We start from the raw sequence: 16,227 nt of genomic DNA, 5'->3' as shown, positions 1-16,227 counted from the left end.
GTCAGCCCGCCATTGCGCGCTGCGCGCTGCGCAACATGGCAAGGTCGATGGGCGCGGCGAACTCGACCCCGGTTCGTCCGTCCTTCGACCAGCGCGCCGTCGCGTTGACGAACTGGCCTTCGCCGATCTCGATCGCGAGTAGCGTGGCATCCGGCACGTTCCACAATCCCTCGATCAGGGCGCCGGAGGCCGAAATGTTGCGGATGCGCCCGCTATAGACATGGCCTTCATGGTGGATCGACACCGTGCGAAGCATCTTTTTACGATCGGGGCGGCTCGACTTGAACCCATTGGGCGAAGCGACCACGCCTGCATGTTCCTGTGCCGCAAGAACGTCCAAAGCCATCATCGGGCGACCGTAGATATAGCCCTGGATATGGCTGCAACCCAGCTGGCGGATAAGGTCCAGCTCATCCTGCGTTTCCGCGCCTTCGGCTGTGGTGTCCATGCCCAGCGCTTCGGCAAGGCTAACGATGGCCTTGATGATCGCACTGTTGCGGCTCCCCTTCATCGCCGCCCCGCGCACGAAGCTCTGGTCGATCTTGATCTTGTCGAACGGCGCTTTCTTCAAGTAGCCGAGCGAAGAATAACCGGTGCCGAAATCGTCGAGCGCCAGCCGCACGCCGATGGATTTCAACCGGGCGAACATCGTATCGGTGCCGTCATCGTCGTTTAGGAACACGCTTTCGGTGATTTCCAGCTCCAGCCGCTCTGGCGCCAACTGTGCCGCGGCAAGCGCGCTGATGACGGTAGAAGGAAAGGCCGGATTGGCGAACTGCGTGGGCGAGACGTTAACGGCGACGCGGATGCCGTCGGGCCATTGCGCCGCGTCGCGGCAAGCGGTGCGCAGCACCCAGTCGCCGATCTGGGCGATGAGGCCCGTATCCTCGGCAATGGGAACGAAAACCGTCGGCGAAATCGCGCCTCGCACCGGATGCGTCCAGCGCAGCAGCGCTTCATAACCCGTGATCCGCTCCGTGGTCGACGATACGACCGGCTGGTAGGCGACATGCAGCCCGTCCTCGACCAGCGCGCGGCGCAGATCCTGCTCCAGCTGCCGCCGGTCTTCCGCATCGGCATGCATCTCGGACGAATAGAAACGATGCACGCCACGCCCGTCGCCCTTCGCGGCGTAGAGAGCCAGGTCCGCGTTGCGGATCAATGCGTCGGCGGTCACGCCGTCGTGCGGGCAACTCGATATGCCGACCGATACACCGATGACGACCACCGTGCCTTCGATGCGGTAGGGTTCCGACACCGCGCTGATGATCGCCTGCGCCAGATGAGCAGCGGCGGTGCGATCGTGCCTGCCCGGCAGAAGGATCTTGAACTCGTCGCCACCCTGCCGTCCGACGAGCCCCTTTTCGCCCACCACCCGCTGCAAGCGCTGGCTCACCTGCCGCAACAGCGCGTCGCCTGCGGGATGTCCCAGCGTATCGTTGACGCTCTTGAACCGGTCGAGGTCCAGCATCATCAGCGTGCATGCGCCCGGTTTCCCATGGCGTTCGGCGACCGCCTGCTCCAGCGACCGGAGCATCTGGATGCGGTTGGCAAGGCCGGTCAGCGAATCGAACTGGGCGAGCCGCGTCACCTCCGCCTGGCTGCGCCGCATCTCGGTAAGGTCGGTGCCCGATCCGCGGAACCCGTGGAACTGGCCATATTCGTTGAACACCGGCTGGCCCGATATCGACCACCACCGTTCCTCGCCCTTCACCATCGCGGCCAGAACGGGAATGTCGGCAAAGCCCGTGCGCGCCGACAGGTGAAAGCCCATCGTGCGCTCCCCGTCGCCCTGCTTGCGGTCGCCCGGGCGGACGATATCGGTGATCGCCCGGCCGATCAGCGCGTCGGCCGTCAGGTCCAGCGTGCGGGCGAGTGTTTCGGAGATATAGGTGAGGCAGCCCGACCGATCGGTTTCCCAGAACCAGCCGCGCCCCGTCCGCTCATGTTCCTGCAACAGACGGTCGGACCGCTGGGCGCGCAAATCCTGCCGGTGCCGCTCGATCGCGGCGGCCCGATCCACGACCGCCTGCCGCAAAGTCGCGACCAGCATGATGATCGTGCAGCACAGGAGAGCCGCGATCTGCCCCAGGCTGGCGCTACGCACGACCGACACCAGCAAAGCCCCCAGGAAATAGCTGATGCCCAGCAGCCTGCGGTCGCCAAAGATGCAGACGGCCAGCAACGCGACGGTCAGTTCCGGCACCGCCGCCAGGAACAGGCCGCTATGCGCCATCGGGCTGGGCTGGCTCAGCCAGATGCTGAAGCTCAGGCCCGACAGGAACAGCGTCGGCAGCATCAGCCAGTTCTGGACATGCGGGCGCAGCGCGCGGAAGCGGGCGGCGCGCGGAACCGCCATCAGCGCCACGTCGACGACCACCATCACGGCCAGCACCGCGTGGAAGGCCGGGCCGCCCGACAGCGGCGTCAGGCCGAGCAGCAGCACAACGCACAATTTGGCGAGCAGCATCAGCGGCCATAGCCGTGCGATGTGCAGAAAAGCGCCGGAAATCCAGGACGCCGACACTTCGGTCCCGCTCTCCGCAAGTCCCAGCGCCACCATCACGGTGACCGGTCTCAGGGGTGTATCGGAACGTGTCGTACGCGGGAAGGCCATGGCGCGAGAGGTAGCGCCAACTCCTTGCTATTGCCTTACCTTGCGGGAACGACCCGCATGTTCAGACGCGCATCGGCATCAGCACATAAAGCGCGGGACTCTCGTCATTTTCGCGGATCAGCGTGGGCGCCGCGGCATCGGCCAGATGCAGTTCGACGAGGTCGCTGTCGATCTGGCCCAAAATGTCGAGCAGGTAGCGCGCGTTGAAGCCGATATCGAAACCCTCGCCCTGGAAAGCACCGGGCACTTCCTCCGCTGCCGTGCCGTTTTCGGGGCTGGTGACCGACAGGGTGATGCGATCCTTGTCGAGCGTCATCTTGACCGCGCGGGTCTTTTCCGTGGCGATGGTGGCGACGCGGTCGACGCCGTCCTCGAAGCTGCGCGGATCGATCTTGAGCAGCTTGTCGTTCGCGGTCGGGATGACCCGGCTATAGTCTGGGAAGGTGCCGTCGATCAGCTTGCTGGTGAGCACCGCGCTGCCCAGATCGAAGCGGATCTTGCTTGCAGACAGGCTGACCTGCACCGATCCGTCCACTTCGTCGAGCAGCTTGCGCAGTTCGCCGATGCACTTGCGCGGCACGATGATGCCCGGCATCCCTTCCGCGCCGTCGGGCCGCGCCACCGTCACGCGAGCGAGGCGATGGCCGTCGGTGGCCGCAGCCTTCAGCACCGGCTCGGCCTCTTCCGACACATGGAAGTAGATGCCGTTCAGATAATAGCGCGTCTCTTCGGTCGAGATCGCAAAGCGCGTCTTGTCGATGATCTGCTTGAGCGTTTCGGCCGGCAGCTCGAAGCGCGTGGGGAGGTCGCCTTCGGCGATCACCGGGAAATCGTCACGCGGCAGCGTCGACAGGTTGAAGCGCGCGCGCCCCGCCTGGATCAGCATCTTGCCTTCCGCCGCCTGCAACGACACCTGGCTGCCTTCGGGCAGCTTGCGCGCGATGTCGAAAAGGGTGTGGGCGGAAATGGTGGTCGCGCCGGGCTGTTCGACCTGCGCCGCCACGCTTTCCACGACCTGAAGGTCGAGATCGGTCGCCATCAGGCGGATCGCACCGTCTGCCGATGCTTCGATCAGCACGTTCGACAGGATGGGGATGGTGTTCCGCCGTTCGACCACCGACTGGACGTGGCTCAGGCTCTTGAGGAGCGTTGCGCGTTCGATGGTGGCCTTCATGTCCCTGTTCTGTCCGTTTCTTTTGTGCATGGCCGCGATCCGGTCGAATCCCGGCGACAATGATGGATGCTTCTTCATAACCGCTGTTGCGCCCCCTGCAAGCGGGCGCTGTCGGCTTTTGCGGTGAGCCCTCCTGGCAGACCAAGGGTTGCAAAAGCGTAACGCATGCGCTTTGCCACCGGGATGCGCTGCGCCGCCGCCCTCCTCCTGCCCTTGCTGCTCGCGGCCCAGCCCGCACGGGCGCGCGATTCGCTCGGCATTTTCGAGCGTTGGGGCGCATTTCGCGATCCCGCCGGCCCGCGCTGCTACGCCATTGCCCAGCCCGTGCTGCCCCCGGGCCGCAGCGCGCACGGCTTCGCGGCGGTCGGCACCTGGCCCCGGCAAAAGATACGCGGGCAAATCCATTTCCGCCTCAGCCGCCCGCGCCGCCCCGACGCGCCGGTGCTGCTCAAGGTCGGGGAACGCCGCTTCACGCTGGTGGCGGGGCAGATGGACGCCTGGGCCGCCGATGCCCGCGCCGACGCGCAGGTGATCGCCGCCATCCGGTCTGCCACGGGGATGAGCGTCGCGTCGGTCGGCGCGGACGGGCGCGGTTTTGCCGATTCCTACGCCCTCCGGGGCGCGGCCACCGCGATCGACGCCGCCGCCCTGGGGTGCGCGCGGCTGCGCTGAACGCCCGCACGCCTTACATTCGCCCCAAAAATCGGCTATGAGCGCGGCCATGCAAACATCCGCCAGTCCCCTGATGCCGATCCCCGGCGCTATCGACCCTGTGCCCGTGCCGCGCGCCGTCACCCCGCGCGACGATGGCCGCATGGACCTGATGGGCCTGTCGCGCCCGCAGATCAAAGCGCTGTTCGAGGAAGCCGGGCTGGACATCAAGGCGGCAAAGCTGCGCTCCAAGCAGGTCTTCCACTGGCTCTATCATCGCGGCGTCACCGATTTCGAGGCGATGACCGATCTGGCAAAGCCCATGCGCGGCTGGATGGCGGAGCGTTTCGTCGTGGGCCGCCCCCAGGTGGTGGAGGCGCAGGTGTCGAGCGACGGCACCCGCAAATGGCTGCTCCGTTCCGACGACGGGCAGGATTACGAGATGGTGTTCATCCCCGACGCGGATCGGGGCACGCTCTGCGTTTCCAGCCAGGTCGGATGTACCCTCAACTGCAGCTTCTGCCACACCGGCACGATGCGCCTCGTGCGCAACCTCACCCCCGGTGAGATTGTGGGGCAGGTGATGCTGGCCCGCGACGCGCTGGGCGAATGGCCGCGCGGCAACATGGCGTCGGCCAATGACGACGAAGCCGACGACACGCCGCAATACAGCGCCGATGGGCGGATGCTGACCAACATCGTCATGATGGGCATGGGGGAGCCGCTCTACAATTTCGACCATGTGCGCGATGCGCTCAAAGTCGTGATGGACGGCGATGGCCTTGCCCTGTCGAAACGGCGCATCACGCTGTCCACGTCGGGCGTCATTCCGATGATGGCGCGCGCGGGCGAAGAGATCGGCGTCAACCTTGCCGTATCGCTGCACGGCGTGCGCAAGGATGTGCGCGACGAGCTGGTGCCGCTCAATCGCAAGTTCGGGATCGAGGAATTGCTGGCCGCCTGCGCCGCCTATCCCGGAGCCAACAACGCGCGACGCATCACGTTCGAATATGTGATGATCAAGGACAAGAACGACAGCGACGAGGATGCGCGCGAGCTCGTCCGCCTGCTGCGCCACTATCAATTGCCCGCGAAGGTCAACCTCATCCCCTTCAATCCATGGCCGGGCACCGACTATAAATGTTCGACGCCCGAACGGATCAGGCGCTTTTCCGACATCGTGTTCGAAGGCGGCATTTCGGCCCCCGTGCGCACCCCCCGCGGGCGCGACATCATGGCGGCATGCGGGCAGCTCAAATCTGCGAGCGAGAAGAAGAGCAAGGCCGACCTGCGCCGCCTCGCGGAGGAAAAGCAGGCGGCGCTGGGATAATCGCGGACGGCAGGATCGGCCCTGTCGTCCCTTTCATCCCTGCGAAAAAGGGCGGTCGCAATGGACCGCCCTTTCTTTTTTCCTAAATCCGCGAAGGGATCAGAAGCGGAAGCCCACGCCGACGATCGCCGCGTCGCGACCGCCGAAATCGTCTTCATATTCGCTGCGCTGATATTCCGCCGAAATATAGGTGTTGGGCGTCACCGCATATTCCAGACCGCCGCCATAGCGCACGCCTTCCAGCGAGGTATGGCCGCCGCTGACGCCTTCGATGCGGGCGCTGGTATAGCCCACCTTGGCGAACGCCAGCACCTGCGGCGTCACGACATAGCCCGCGCGGAGCGACGCTGCGAGCTCGCGGCTGGCGTCGAGGCCCGCGCCGTCGATGGTGGAATCGCTCAGCGATACTTCCGGACCCACGGTGATGCGCGGCGCAAGCGCCAGATCGTAGCCCGCAGTCACGCCATAGGCGAAGCCCTCTTCGCCCTGCGCCTTGTCCCAGCCCAGCGTCACGCCCGCGCGCGGCCCGGTGAAGGGCGCTGCATCCTGGGCGACGGCAGGAGCGGAAATGGCGGTGGCAGCAGCAATCGCTGCGAAAATCACAGTCTTCATAAAGTCCTCGATATGATGTGAACGACCAAGATGAAATATTCATCAGTCGTTCAGGTTCGACGCAAAGTCGATCTCCGACAAAAGCCGTGCCGTCTTTGTTTTAACCTTGCAGGCTTTACGCCCTTTCAAGTTTAGTGATCTGCGTCCCGATCACAGGCGGTCATCTAGGGTCGTAAAAATGAGTTGCAAAGGGGCACTGGTTAACTTTCCCAAAGTTTATGCCCCTGTGTTGCAAAACTGTGACATCGCTTCCCATCGCGCTTGAAGCTGGATCGGACGGCGAAATCCGGTAGGATCGCGGTCATGCAGCGCGCCCTTCCCCACTCCCACCCTCCGGTCCGGCACCGCCTGTCGACGCGTCTCTGGCACTGGTTCAACGCGTTGTTGCTCTACACCCTCTTCACCAGCGGCCTCGGCATCTTCAATGCCCATCCCCGCCTCTATTGGGGGCAATATGGGGCGAATTTCGAACGTGCCTGGCTGGAACTGGATCGCTTCCCAGGCTGGATCACACTGCCAGCCCATTACAGCCTCGCGCTCTCGCGCCACTGGCATCTCGCTGCCGCCCCGATCTTCGCCTTCGCGCTGCTCGCCTACATGCTGTGGAGCCTGGGCAATCGCCATATCCAGCGCGACCTCGTCCTCACTCGGGCCGATGTCGCGCCCCGCAACGTCTGGCGGGACATCGTCGATCATGCGCGCCTGCGCTTCCCGCGCGGGGAGGCCGCGCACCGGTACGGCGTGCTCCAGAAGGCGAGCTATATCGGTGTCATCTTCCTTGCCCTACCGCTCGTCATCGCGACCGGCCTTACCATGTCGCCGGGGATGAACGCGGCGATGCCCTGGCTCATCGACCTGTTCGGCGGGCGACAATCGGCGCGCTCGATCCACTTCATCGCCGCCTTCGCGCTGGTCGCCTTCTTCCTCGTCCACATCGTCATGGTACTGCTGTCCGGCCCGGTCGGCCAGATGCGCGCGATGATCGCCGGGCGCGGCGGCGTTTTGGGGGCGGACCGCCCATGATCCTGTCTCGCCGCACGCTCCTGCTCGGGGCCGCCGCCACTCTTGGCAGCTGCGACCGCCTCGCGCGGGACGAAAGCTTCCGCAAGGCACTCTTTTCCGCCGAGAATTTTCACAAATGGGCGCAGCGCGGCCTTATGGCGCGGGACGCCCTCGCCCCCGAATTCCGCCCGGATCAGATCTCCCCCATCTTCCGCGCCAACGGCACCGCCAATCCCAATACGCAGGAATATAAGGCGCTTTGGCGGAGCGACTTTGCAGATTGGCGCCTGCGGATCGACGGGCGGGTGACGCGTCAGCTGTCGCTTTCGCTGTCTCAGTTGCGCGCGCTGCCCCACCGCGAACAGATCACCCGGCACGACTGCGTCGAGGGGTGGAGCGCGATCGGGCTATGGCGCGGCGTGCCGTTGAAGACGATCCTCGACGGCGCCGGCCTGCGGTCGGATGCGCGCTATATCGTCTTCCACTGCGCCGACACGATGGGCAATGGCAGCGCTTATTATGAAAGCATCGACCTTGTCGACGCCTTCCACCCCCAGACGATCCTCGCCTTCGCGCTCAACGACCGTCCGCTCTCGGTCGCCAACGGCGCGCCGCTGCGCCTGCGGGTGGAGCGGCAGCTGGGCTACAAGCAGGCCAAATATCTGATGCGGATCGAAGCGGTCCGGTCGCTGGACGGGGTCGCCGGCGGCAAGGGTGGATATTGGGAGGATCATGCAGGCTACGACTGGTATGCCGGCATCTGATCCTGTTATTTGACCCACGTCCGCACCCATGACAAAGGAAGCGAATGAAGTTGTTTGAACGCGTGCTGAAGCGCCTGGTGACACGCGGCCAGGTTCGGGTTTTTTACGCAGACGGGTCCAGTACGACGGTGGGCCAACCCCACCCCGATTTCCCTGACCTCGCCCTTCGCTTCAAGGACAGGCGCGTGCCTTTCGATATCGTCAGGGACCCGCGCCTCGGCATGGCCGAAGCCTGGATCGACGGGCGCATCGGGATAGAGGGCGGCGGCATCATGGAGTTCGTGTCCATGATCCGCGCCAACAATCCATGGGAGGAAGGCCGCTCGATCGATGCGAGGAGCGTCCTGACCCGCGGCCTCAAGAGCGCGCGCCAGAAATTCTGGCGCCTCAATCACAAAGGCCGGTCGAAGGCGAATGTCGCCCATCATTACGACCTGTCGGGCGCGCTTTACGCTCTCTTCCTCGACCGCGACCGGCAATATAGCTGCGCTTATTATCCCGACGCCGACAACGAAGCGGGCATCAGTCTCGAACAGGCGCAGGAGGATAAGAAGGCGCATATCGCCGCCAAGCTGCATCTGAAACCCGGCATGAAAGTGCTGGACATCGGCTGCGGCTGGGGCGGCATGGCGCTCTATCTCCACCGCACCTGCGGCGTCGACGTAACCGGCATCACGCTTTCGGAGGAACAGCTCAAGGTCGCGCGGCAACGGGCCGCCGATGCAGGTGTCGCCGACCATGTCCGCTTCGAACTGATCGACTATCGCGATATGAACGGGCCGTTCGACCGCATCGTTTCGGTCGGCATGTTCGAACATGTCGGCACCGCGCATTATCGCACCTTCTACAATAAATGCCGCGAATTGCTCACCCCTGACGGCGTGATGCTGATCCACACCATTGGGCGGGTGGACGGGCCGGGCATCACCGACGCCTTCACCCAGAAATATATCTTCCCCGGCGGCTACATCCCCGCCCTGTCCGAAATGATCCAGGGCAGTGAAGGCACGCGTCTCATGGTGACCGACGTGGAAGTGCTGCGAGTCCATTACGGCCTCACCATCCGCGAATGGTACAAGCGAACGATGGCGCACAAGGCGGAGATCGTCGCCTTGTACGACGAACGCTTCTTCCGCCTCTGGACCTTCTATCTCGCCGGAGCGGCGACGGTGTTCGAACATGGCAGCATGGTCAATTATCAGGTGCAATATGTCCGCGACCGCCGGGCCCTTCCCCTCACCCGCGACTATATGCGCGACGGCGAGGAGGCCCTGCGCGGACGCTGACTGGCTGAACGCGCGCTGACGGCTGCGTTCCCAGACGGTTAAGCCGGGTCGCGCCATTCTTCCCTCCATGCTCCGCTCCGCTCGGGCGGGCCTAGAGGAGAGAAGACATGGCTATTTTCTGGAAAGGCGCAGCGGCTCTGGCCTTGGCCGTCACAGGGCTCGGCGCGGCTGCGGTCCCGGCGCAGGCGCAATATCACGGTAGCGGCTGGCGCGACGGGCGCGAGGCACGATGGGACGGGCGGCGCGATCATCGCCGCTGGGACGACCGGCGGCACTGGCGGCACGACCGGGGTTGGCGCGGACCCCGCTATGCCTACCGGCAGCGCTGCTGGACCGAGTGGCGCTACGACCGCTACCGGCATCGCGACATGCGCGTTCGCATCTGCCGCTGACCCATATTGATTGAAATCAACCCGCCCGATTGAACTATCGGGCGGGTCCCGGCATTGGACGCCCCATGACCGATCCCATGCCTGTCGTCCACAGCCTGCTGTCGGGCCTCCCCGTCCTTCTTCTGCATCTGGCCAGCGCGACGCTGGTGTGGCTGGCGGCGCTCGCCATCTATCTCTGGATCACCCCGCATGACGAGTTCACGCTGATCCGGGGCGGCAACGAAGCTGCGGCGATCTCACTGGGCGGTGCGGCAGTCGGGTTGGCGGTTCCGCTCGCCTTCTGCCTTGCCGGATCGATCAACGTCTGGGACATCGTGATCTGGGGCAGCGTCACGCTGCTGCTGCAACTCATCGCGTTCCGGATGGTCGACTTCGTGCTTGGCACCCTGTCGGCGCGGATCGAGGCGGATGAACGGTCGGCGGCCATTTTCCTGGCGATGATGAAGGTGGCGATCGCCTGCCTCACCGCCGCCGCCATATCGGGCTGAGCCGATGGCGCGCGGCGGATGCGGCTGCCTTCCTTTCGCGCTTGCAGGCCTGCTGCTTGTTGCGTGGTTCGGGCAGGACGCGGCGATCCCCCCGCTTCAGGTCGAGCATTACGATCCACGCTCGCCGCGCCGCCCGATGCCGCAATGGGGCGACGAACAGTTCGTCATCGCGGATCGCGACGCTCCGTCCGACTCGATGGGTACGGCTTTCGCTGTGGACCGGGACGGCGTGTGGCTGACGGCGGAGCATGTGACGCATGGATGCAGTCGCGTCGGCCTGGAGCAGGGCCGTTTCGCCCGCCCCGTCTCCCGCCTCATCGAAAGCCGGGAGGCCGATGCGGCTCTGCTACCAGACACGCTCGCCAGCCCGCAGGCGTTGCCCCTGTCCCGCCGTGTGCCGCTCCCCGGAACGCCTGGCTTCCACATGGGCTTTCCGGAAGGCGAGCCGACGCTGGTCGTATCCGAACTCATCGGGACGGCGCAGGCGCGCCGCGGGCGCAGCGATGTCACCGAACCGGTCCTCGCCTGGGCCGAACAGGGCCGCCTCCCCGAAGGCGACGGCACCCTGTCGGGCATCAGCGGCGGCCCGGTCCTTGCGGAGGACGGGTATGTCGTCGGCGTCAACAGCGCGTCCACCGACCGGCGCGGGCGCATCCTCACCACCGCGCCCGATGCCATCGCCCGCCTGACCGCCGCGTCGAGGGCGGTGGACGACCGCCCGGTGGCCTACCCTTTCACCGGCCTTGCCGATGCGCAAAGCCGGTTCGAGGGCTGGCTCTCCACCGGCGCGATCCGGCGCATCTTTTGCGATGTCGACGAACGGCGCGGCGGTTGACGCCGGCACCGGGCGGACGCTAGGCGCGGCGCACGACTTTTTGCAGGAATGGCTTCATGAGCGACACGCCCCCCGATCATCTTTCGACGAACCCCAAAAGCCCCCATTTCGACATGGACGTGCTTCAGCGCGGCATCGGCATCCGCTTCAAGGGGCGGGAACGCAAGGATGTGGAGGAATATTGCATATCGGAAGGCTGGATTCGCGTCGCCGCTGGCAAGACACGCGACCGCAAGGGCAATCCTCTGACGATCAAGCTGACCGGCGAGGTCGAAGCCTGGTATGAAAACCCGGCCGAAGGTGCCGAGGAAAAGCCCGTCGACACCGAATAGAACGGGAAGGGGCGCTGCACCGCGCCCCTTTTTTTTCAGTTCATCGCCGATTCCCGCTTCACGTCCGCGATGATCGCGGACAGCGAACGTTGCGTCGGTGCAGCGTCGGCGAAGTTGACCACCGACGGATCGGCTTCCAGCCTCGGCTGCGACTTGCGCTTGGACCTTGCGGTCTTTTCCATCGTGACGCGTACATCGTCGCGCAGAATGGCGGGCGCCGATTTCCAGGCGTCGTCCCCCGCTTTCGCCAGACGAACATAATCGCCCAGCGCGGCGTCGGGCGTGAAATCGTGCAACCTGGCCTTGGCGGGGTAGATGAAGCCGAAGGTCGGGTTCACCCGTGCGCCCATCTGCGCGGTCGGGCTATGCCACACGCGGACTGCGCTCCAATCGCCCTCATCCGAAACATCGAGCGCCAAGACATCCTCTTCGATCGCGCCGGGCACCGACCAGTTGGCGTGGCGGATCAGCACATGGCGATCGTCGAGCACCTTGCTCACCACCGCAACATGACCCAGCACCATCGGACCGTAAGGCTTGAACGCCAGCACCGCACCCTTCCGGGGCGTATGGCCGCGCCGGTAAAGACCGTCCGCCTGTTGCCACCAAGTCAGCGCGTCGCCGCGTATCTCGACACCCGACACCGCGCGCGCATAGGGCACGCATTGCAGCACTGTGGCCAACGCAGGCGTCATCATCAAGCCCGACAGCAGCGCTCCCGCCGCCACCGCGCGTAATTTTCCTATCATTATGCGATCCCGCGAACCCTGAAGAATCGCCCCACCGAGGACGACCTTAGGCGCGGGAACCTTGGCGAATGGTTAAACGCTCAGAAAGCGGCGTGGATAGCAGGGCCGCTCGTATCGGCGGCGGCGATCAGCACGGGCGCTGCCTCGACCGGCTTGGGTGCATGAGCGTAGATGAACCCATTGGCGCGGTTCGACCGCAGGCCAAGGTCTCCGATCGGGGCGTACCATACACGCACATCGGTCCAGTCGTTATTGGGCGACACGTCGATCGCGCGCACATTGCGCTCCACGCCGCCGCGGTAGGACCAGTTGGCGTGCGTCAGCAGCACTTCGCGGGCATTGACGACCTTACTCACCATCGCGACATGCCCCACCGGCATGGAACGGCTTGACGCAAAGGACAGGACGGCGCCGACTTGCGGCTCATGACCCCGGTCGTACCGGCCCTGCGCCTGCCCCCACCAAGTGTTTGCATTGCCGTGCAGGTCGATGCCGGATTGCTCGCGGGCGAACGGTACGCACTGGAGCGTTCCGGCGAGTGCGGGGACCGATGCCCATGTCGAAAGCACAAGCATGGACGCCGCGAAAAACGCGCGAAAACCGGCTGACATAGGAAAGCGATACCCCGACTTGAACTTGGATTTTCAACCCCGATGGCGGCGTTAGGACAGATGGCTGGCAGATGAACAAGCGGCAGGCGACGAATCGTTTCGCCGCTGCGTTATGTTGCGGAACGGAAAATTTGTCCTGCCGTCACCGTCAACCGCGTCGCGCGAGCCAATTCGCTGAAAAGGCTGGGTTCCGTACCGGTCATCCATACTTGCCCGCCGCTGAGGCGCAATCGGTCGAACAGCGCCGCCCGACGCGACGGGTCGAGGTGCGCCGCCACTTCGTCGAGCAGCAGGACAGGCGGCTGTCCCCGCTCGGCCGCGACGAGCGCCGCATGGGCAAGCAGGATCGACAACAGCAGCGCTTTCTGCTCGCCGGTCGAACAGAGCGCCGCGGGCTGATCCTTCGCCACATGGATCACCGACAGGTCATGGCGATGGGGGCCGGTGAGCGTCCGCCCCGCAGCCGCATCGCGCCGCCGCTCGCGCGCCAGCCGCGCGCGCATCGGCTCGTCGTTCTCCGCCTCGCCCGCAAGGGCCAGGAACGGTCGGGCGAAGGGCGCGTCGGGCTGACGCACCAGCTGCGCGTTCAGCCGGGTGACGAGGTCGGCGCGCGCCTCGCTCAGCGCCGCGCCATGGTCCGCCATTTGCGCCTCCAGCGCGTCCAGCCAGAGCGGGTCTGCGGTTCGAAGGTCGCCGATCAGGCGATTGCGCGCGCGCATCGCGGCCTCGTAGCGGGCGCTGTGCACCGCATGGCCGGGATGCAGCGCCAGCGTCAGCCGGTCGAGGAATCGCCGCCGCCCGCCCGGACTGTCGAGAAACAGCCGATCCATCGCGGGCGTCAGCCACACGATCGACAAATGATCGGCAAGCGCGTTGGCGGATGAGGCGACGCCCCCGATCCGCACCTGCCGCCGCTCGGGCGCGGACGCCATCACACCGGTGCCCAGTACCACCCCGTCCACATCCGCAGCGATGCCGAAACCGCCCGGCCCCTCCTGCCGCGTCATGGCTGACAGCGCCGCCCCGCGCAGCCCCCGCCCCGGCGCCAGCAGCGAAACCGCTTCCAGAATATTGGTCTTGCCCGCGCCATTGTCGCCGGTCAGCAGCACGAATGCCTCGTCCGGGACGATCAGCGCATCCGCATGGTTGCGAAAATCGCTGAGGGTAAGGCGGCCGATCATCGCGCGGCTGTAGCGGCGCGCGCCGCCGGGCGAAAGCGGAACCGGCCCCGGCTCAACAGCGCTTGCGCGTCGTGGCGGCCCCGTCGTTGACGATGGTGAGCGTCCTGCCGTCGGCGGAAAGCCTTAGCGTCAACGTCCGGGTCCAGCTTTCGCCCTCGCCGGTAAACGCCGCCGTTACACGGATCGCGCCATCCGCGCCCGTGGCCACCGCTTCCACCGTGCCGACGCTTTCGTGGAAGATCAGGCTATCGGGTCCGATGGCCAGTTCCAACGCCGCGGCCCGATCGCCGCAACGATCCGACACGCCGGTCCAATTCCCCCGCAATGCCTGCGGAACAGCCCCTTCGGGCGAGGGCGCTTCGGCCTCGCCCCTGTTCGCCGCCTGTTCGACGGCATTGGCAGGCGCGTCTGCCTCGCCGGCTTCCGGCACGGCGTTCTCGACGATGTTCGCCACCACATCGGGCTGGTTGCCGCCCTCGTCCGAGACCCGGTTGCAAGCGGCCAGTGCCATGAGCGCGCAAAGGGGGAGCAGAGGCTTCATCCCCGGCCAACCCCCGCGCTTCGCGCCAGGTTCCGTCCTGCGTCGCGCCGCCTGCGTTTCTGACCGCTTGCGCGGCGCTGCTTTAAGGATCATCACAGCCCCCTGTTCCTTCCCCATGGAGACGCCCGATGTCGATCAAGCGCCTGTCCCTTCCCCTTGCCGTCGCTGCTACGCTGCTCGGCTCCACCGGCGCGATGGCCGCGCTTGCCGTCGGCGCGAAGGCCCCCGATTTCACCACGCGCGGCGCACAGGCGGGCAAGACCTTCACGCTCACTTTGTCTCATCAGCTCAAGCGCGGCCCGGTCGTCCTTTACTTCTTCCCCAAGGCCTTCACCCCCGGCTGCTCCGCCGAAGCGCGCGAGTTCGCCGAGAATATCGACAAGTTCAAGGCAGCGGGCGCGACCGTCATCGGCATGTCGGGCGACCCCGTCGACGATCTCGTCGCGTTTTCGACCAAGGAATGCGCAGGCAAGTTCGCGGTCGCGTCCGCCGGGCCCAACATCGTATCGAGCTATGACGTCGCGCTGAAGATGCGCCCCGGTATGACCGACCGCACCTCCTACGTCATCGCGCCGTCGGGCCGGGTGGCCTTCGTCCACAGCGAGATGAACTATTCCGGTCATGTAAAGAGCACCCTTGCCGCCGTCGAGGCGATGAAGAACAAATGACCGTCTGCCCGCTCGCCCGCATCGGGCGAGCGGGCACGATCTGCATCATCCCTTCACATATCGGTCGAACCAGCCGAGCGTTGCGGCCCACGCCTGTTTCGATGCCGCTTCCTTATAGCTCGGGCGGTAATCCGCCATGAAGCCATGGTCCGCCCCGTCATACACCGTGATCGCATCCGGCGGCGATTTACCCGCCTTCTGGAGCGCGGCGCGCATCGCCTCCACATCGGCGAGCGGAATGCCCTTGTCGAGCGCGCCATATTGGCCCAGCACCGGTGCCTTGAGTTTCGCCACTTCCTCGATTGCGCTCAACGGCTGGAGTGCCGTCTTCTCGCTGACCAGCCGCCCGTAAAAAGCGACCCCGGCCTTCAGCGCCGCACCGTGCGCGGCATAGAGCCACACGATGCGCCCGCCCCAGCAAAATCCCGTGATGCCGCGCCGCTTCCCGTCACCGCCATGGCTCCCGGCCCAGGCATAGGTCGTATCGATATCGCCCAGCACTTGCGCGTCGGGCGCTTTGGAAACGATGGTACCGACCAGTCGCTTGATGTCTGCGATCTTCGTTGCGTCGCCATGGCGGGCGAACAGGTCGGGCGCGACCGCATAGTAGCCTGCGCGCGCGAAGCGGCGGCAGATGTCGCGGATCCATTCGTGCACGCCGAAAACCTCATGCACGACAACGATCACCGGTGCGGGCTTGCCCGATGCCGGGCGAGCGACGAAGGCAGGCATGGCAAAGCCATCGCTCGCCTGGATCGACACCGTTTCTTCCTTTAGCCCCTCGCCCGGCGTCTGGACCGCACTGCTCGCGATCGGGCGGGCTGCGACCGCGAATCCGGCCGCGAACGCACCTCCGGTCAGCACGTGGCGGCGCACCAGGCCCGTGCTGCCAACCCAGTTCTCATCCTCGGGCAGTCGCTCGGTCGATAGCGGCGTTTCGTCGCGGTCGTTCGTCATCGCGGCACTCCTGTTCCAACGCATCCCCTGCGCGCAG

General features: G+C 65.6%; 18 protein-coding genes. 10 read left to right on the top strand and 8 right to left on the bottom strand.

Annotated elements, in window-relative coordinates; all coding sequences use genetic code 11:
• Position 1: 1 nt before the first annotated feature.
• Together DI606_RS07425 and dnaN are read right to left on the bottom strand one after the other, a co-directional pair.
• The gene (locus DI606_RS07425; RefSeq protein WP_293981049.1) at positions 2-2,617 is read right to left on the bottom strand and encodes an EAL domain-containing protein; all 2,616 of its coding nucleotides are present in this window, start codon (positions 2,615-2,617) and stop codon (positions 2-4) included.
• Between the two features lie 61 nt (positions 2,618-2,678).
• The gene (dnaN, locus tag DI606_RS07420; protein ID WP_293981046.1) at positions 2,679-3,791 is read right to left on the bottom strand and encodes a DNA polymerase III subunit beta; all 1,113 of its coding nucleotides are present in this window, start codon (positions 3,789-3,791) and stop codon (positions 2,679-2,681) included.
• Between the two features lie 183 nt (positions 3,792-3,974).
• Here dnaN and DI606_RS07415 point away from each other — a divergent pair, with 183 nt between their 5' ends.
• Both DI606_RS07415 and rlmN read left to right on the top strand, forming a co-directional pair.
• A complete protein-coding gene (locus DI606_RS07415; RefSeq protein WP_293981092.1) occupies positions 3,975-4,463 on the top strand; it encodes a hypothetical protein in 489 nt (162 codons plus the stop codon).
• Positions 4,464-4,512: 49 nt separating this feature from the next.
• Positions 4,513-5,772: a 23S rRNA (adenine(2503)-C(2))-methyltransferase RlmN gene (gene rlmN / locus DI606_RS07410; protein WP_293981044.1), complete on the top strand. Its 1,260-nt coding sequence runs from the start codon at positions 4,513-4,515 to the stop codon at positions 5,770-5,772.
• Positions 5,773-5,871: 99 nt separating this feature from the next.
• Here the strand turns inward: rlmN and DI606_RS07405 are convergent, their stop codons facing one another.
• On the bottom strand, positions 5,872-6,384 hold the full coding sequence (locus DI606_RS07405) for a porin family protein (RefSeq protein WP_293981042.1): 513 nt from the start codon (positions 6,382-6,384) through the stop codon (positions 5,872-5,874).
• A 303-nt stretch (positions 6,385-6,687) separates the two neighbouring features.
• On the opposite strand from DI606_RS07405, the gene DI606_RS07400 reads away from it, so the two are divergent.
• The 7 genes from DI606_RS07400 (at position 6,688) to DI606_RS07370 (ending at position 11,483) form a co-directional block, all read left to right on the top strand.
• The gene (locus DI606_RS07400; protein WP_293981041.1) at positions 6,688-7,407 is read left to right on the top strand and encodes a cytochrome b/b6 domain-containing protein; all 720 of its coding nucleotides are present in this window, start codon (positions 6,688-6,690) and stop codon (positions 7,405-7,407) included.
• Positions 7,404-8,150: a molybdopterin-binding protein gene (locus DI606_RS07395; RefSeq protein ID WP_293981039.1), complete on the top strand. Its 747-nt coding sequence runs from the start codon at positions 7,404-7,406 to the stop codon at positions 8,148-8,150. The genes DI606_RS07400 and DI606_RS07395 overlap by 4 nt, the downstream gene beginning before the upstream one ends.
• A 44-nt stretch (positions 8,151-8,194) precedes the next feature.
• Positions 8,195-9,436, top strand: a complete 1,242-nt coding sequence (locus tag DI606_RS07390; protein ID WP_293981037.1) for a cyclopropane-fatty-acyl-phospholipid synthase family protein — start codon at positions 8,195-8,197, stop codon at positions 9,434-9,436.
• A 107-nt stretch (positions 9,437-9,543) separates the two neighbouring features.
• Positions 9,544-9,828: a hypothetical protein gene (locus DI606_RS07385; protein WP_293981035.1), complete on the top strand. Its 285-nt coding sequence runs from the start codon at positions 9,544-9,546 to the stop codon at positions 9,826-9,828.
• 65 nt (positions 9,829-9,893) lie between these two features.
• Positions 9,894-10,316 carry a DUF350 domain-containing protein gene (locus DI606_RS07380; RefSeq protein ID WP_293981032.1) on the top strand — a complete coding sequence of 141 codons (423 nt, stop codon included), beginning with the start codon at positions 9,894-9,896 and terminating at the stop codon, positions 10,314-10,316.
• Positions 10,317-10,320: 4 nt separating this feature from the next.
• On the top strand, positions 10,321-11,151 hold the full coding sequence (locus DI606_RS07375; RefSeq protein ID WP_293981029.1) for a serine protease: 831 nt from the start codon (positions 10,321-10,323) through the stop codon (positions 11,149-11,151).
• Positions 11,152-11,207: 56 nt separating this feature from the next.
• Positions 11,208-11,483 carry a DUF3297 family protein gene (locus DI606_RS07370; protein ID WP_293981027.1) on the top strand — a complete coding sequence of 92 codons (276 nt, stop codon included), beginning with the start codon at positions 11,208-11,210 and terminating at the stop codon, positions 11,481-11,483.
• Positions 11,484-11,518: 35 nt separating this feature from the next.
• Here DI606_RS07370 and DI606_RS07365 read toward each other — a convergent pair whose 3' ends face one another.
• From DI606_RS07365 to DI606_RS07350, 4 genes are all read right to left on the bottom strand, one after another.
• Positions 11,519-12,232, bottom strand: a complete 714-nt coding sequence (locus DI606_RS07365; protein WP_293981025.1) for a CHAP domain-containing protein — start codon at positions 12,230-12,232, stop codon at positions 11,519-11,521.
• Between the two features lie 80 nt (positions 12,233-12,312).
• Positions 12,313-12,843 carry a CHAP domain-containing protein gene (locus tag DI606_RS07360; RefSeq protein ID WP_293981023.1) on the bottom strand — a complete coding sequence of 177 codons (531 nt, stop codon included), beginning with the start codon at positions 12,841-12,843 and terminating at the stop codon, positions 12,313-12,315.
• A gap of 110 nt (positions 12,844-12,953) precedes the next feature.
• Entirely contained in the window at positions 12,954-14,024 is a 1,071-nt protein-coding gene (gene recF, locus DI606_RS07355; protein WP_293981020.1) for a DNA replication/repair protein RecF, read from the bottom strand.
• A gap of 52 nt (positions 14,025-14,076) precedes the next feature.
• Positions 14,077-14,658, bottom strand: a complete 582-nt coding sequence (locus tag DI606_RS07350) for a hypothetical protein (protein ID WP_293981019.1) — start codon at positions 14,656-14,658, stop codon at positions 14,077-14,079.
• Between the two features lie 35 nt (positions 14,659-14,693).
• On the opposite strand from DI606_RS07350, the gene DI606_RS07345 reads away from it, so the two are divergent.
• Positions 14,694-15,233, top strand: coding sequence for a peroxiredoxin (locus tag DI606_RS07345; protein WP_293981016.1), 540 nt, complete (start codon positions 14,694-14,696; stop codon positions 15,231-15,233).
• A 45-nt stretch (positions 15,234-15,278) separates the two neighbouring features.
• Here DI606_RS07345 and DI606_RS07340 read toward each other — a convergent pair whose 3' ends face one another.
• Entirely contained in the window at positions 15,279-16,190 is a 912-nt protein-coding gene (locus DI606_RS07340) for a dienelactone hydrolase family protein (RefSeq protein WP_293981013.1), read from the bottom strand.
• Positions 16,191-16,227: the final 37 nt, after the last annotated feature.

Origin of the sequence: Sphingobium sp. (assembly GCF_003248505.1) — a bacterium.
GTDB lineage: Bacteria > Pseudomonadota > Alphaproteobacteria > Sphingomonadales > Sphingomonadaceae > Sphingobium.
Note: the sequence above shows the minus strand (reverse complement) of the source record. Positions and strands in the feature narration are given on the sequence as shown.

Coding starts and splice junctions, on each gene's coding strand:
- DI606_RS07425 (WP_293981049.1), bottom strand. CDS start 2,617: ATGGCCTTCCCGCGTACGACACGTTCCGATACACCCCTGAGACCGGTC.
- dnaN (WP_293981046.1), bottom strand. CDS start 3,791: ATGAAGGCCACCATCGAACGCGCAACGCTCCTCAAGAGCCTGAGCCAC.
- DI606_RS07415 (WP_293981092.1), top strand. CDS start 3,975: ATGCGCTGCGCCGCCGCCCTCCTCCTGCCCTTGCTGCTCGCGGCCCAG.
- rlmN (WP_293981044.1), top strand. CDS start 4,513: ATGCAAACATCCGCCAGTCCCCTGATGCCGATCCCCGGCGCTATCGAC.
- DI606_RS07405 (WP_293981042.1), bottom strand. CDS start 6,384: ATGAAGACTGTGATTTTCGCAGCGATTGCTGCTGCCACCGCCATTTCC.
- DI606_RS07400 (WP_293981041.1), top strand. CDS start 6,688: ATGCAGCGCGCCCTTCCCCACTCCCACCCTCCGGTCCGGCACCGCCTG.
- DI606_RS07395 (WP_293981039.1), top strand. CDS start 7,404: ATGATCCTGTCTCGCCGCACGCTCCTGCTCGGGGCCGCCGCCACTCTT.
- DI606_RS07390 (WP_293981037.1), top strand. CDS start 8,195: ATGAAGTTGTTTGAACGCGTGCTGAAGCGCCTGGTGACACGCGGCCAG.
- DI606_RS07385 (WP_293981035.1), top strand. CDS start 9,544: ATGGCTATTTTCTGGAAAGGCGCAGCGGCTCTGGCCTTGGCCGTCACA.
- DI606_RS07380 (WP_293981032.1), top strand. CDS start 9,894: ATGACCGATCCCATGCCTGTCGTCCACAGCCTGCTGTCGGGCCTCCCC.
- DI606_RS07375 (WP_293981029.1), top strand. CDS start 10,321: ATGGCGCGCGGCGGATGCGGCTGCCTTCCTTTCGCGCTTGCAGGCCTG.
- DI606_RS07370 (WP_293981027.1), top strand. CDS start 11,208: ATGAGCGACACGCCCCCCGATCATCTTTCGACGAACCCCAAAAGCCCC.
- DI606_RS07365 (WP_293981025.1), bottom strand. CDS start 12,232: ATGATAGGAAAATTACGCGCGGTGGCGGCGGGAGCGCTGCTGTCGGGC.
- DI606_RS07360 (WP_293981023.1), bottom strand. CDS start 12,843: ATGTCAGCCGGTTTTCGCGCGTTTTTCGCGGCGTCCATGCTTGTGCTT.
- recF (WP_293981020.1), bottom strand. CDS start 14,024: ATGATCGGCCGCCTTACCCTCAGCGATTTTCGCAACCATGCGGATGCG.
- DI606_RS07350 (WP_293981019.1), bottom strand. CDS start 14,658: ATGATCCTTAAAGCAGCGCCGCGCAAGCGGTCAGAAACGCAGGCGGCG.
- DI606_RS07345 (WP_293981016.1), top strand. CDS start 14,694: ATGTCGATCAAGCGCCTGTCCCTTCCCCTTGCCGTCGCTGCTACGCTG.
- DI606_RS07340 (WP_293981013.1), bottom strand. CDS start 16,190: ATGACGAACGACCGCGACGAAACGCCGCTATCGACCGAGCGACTGCCC.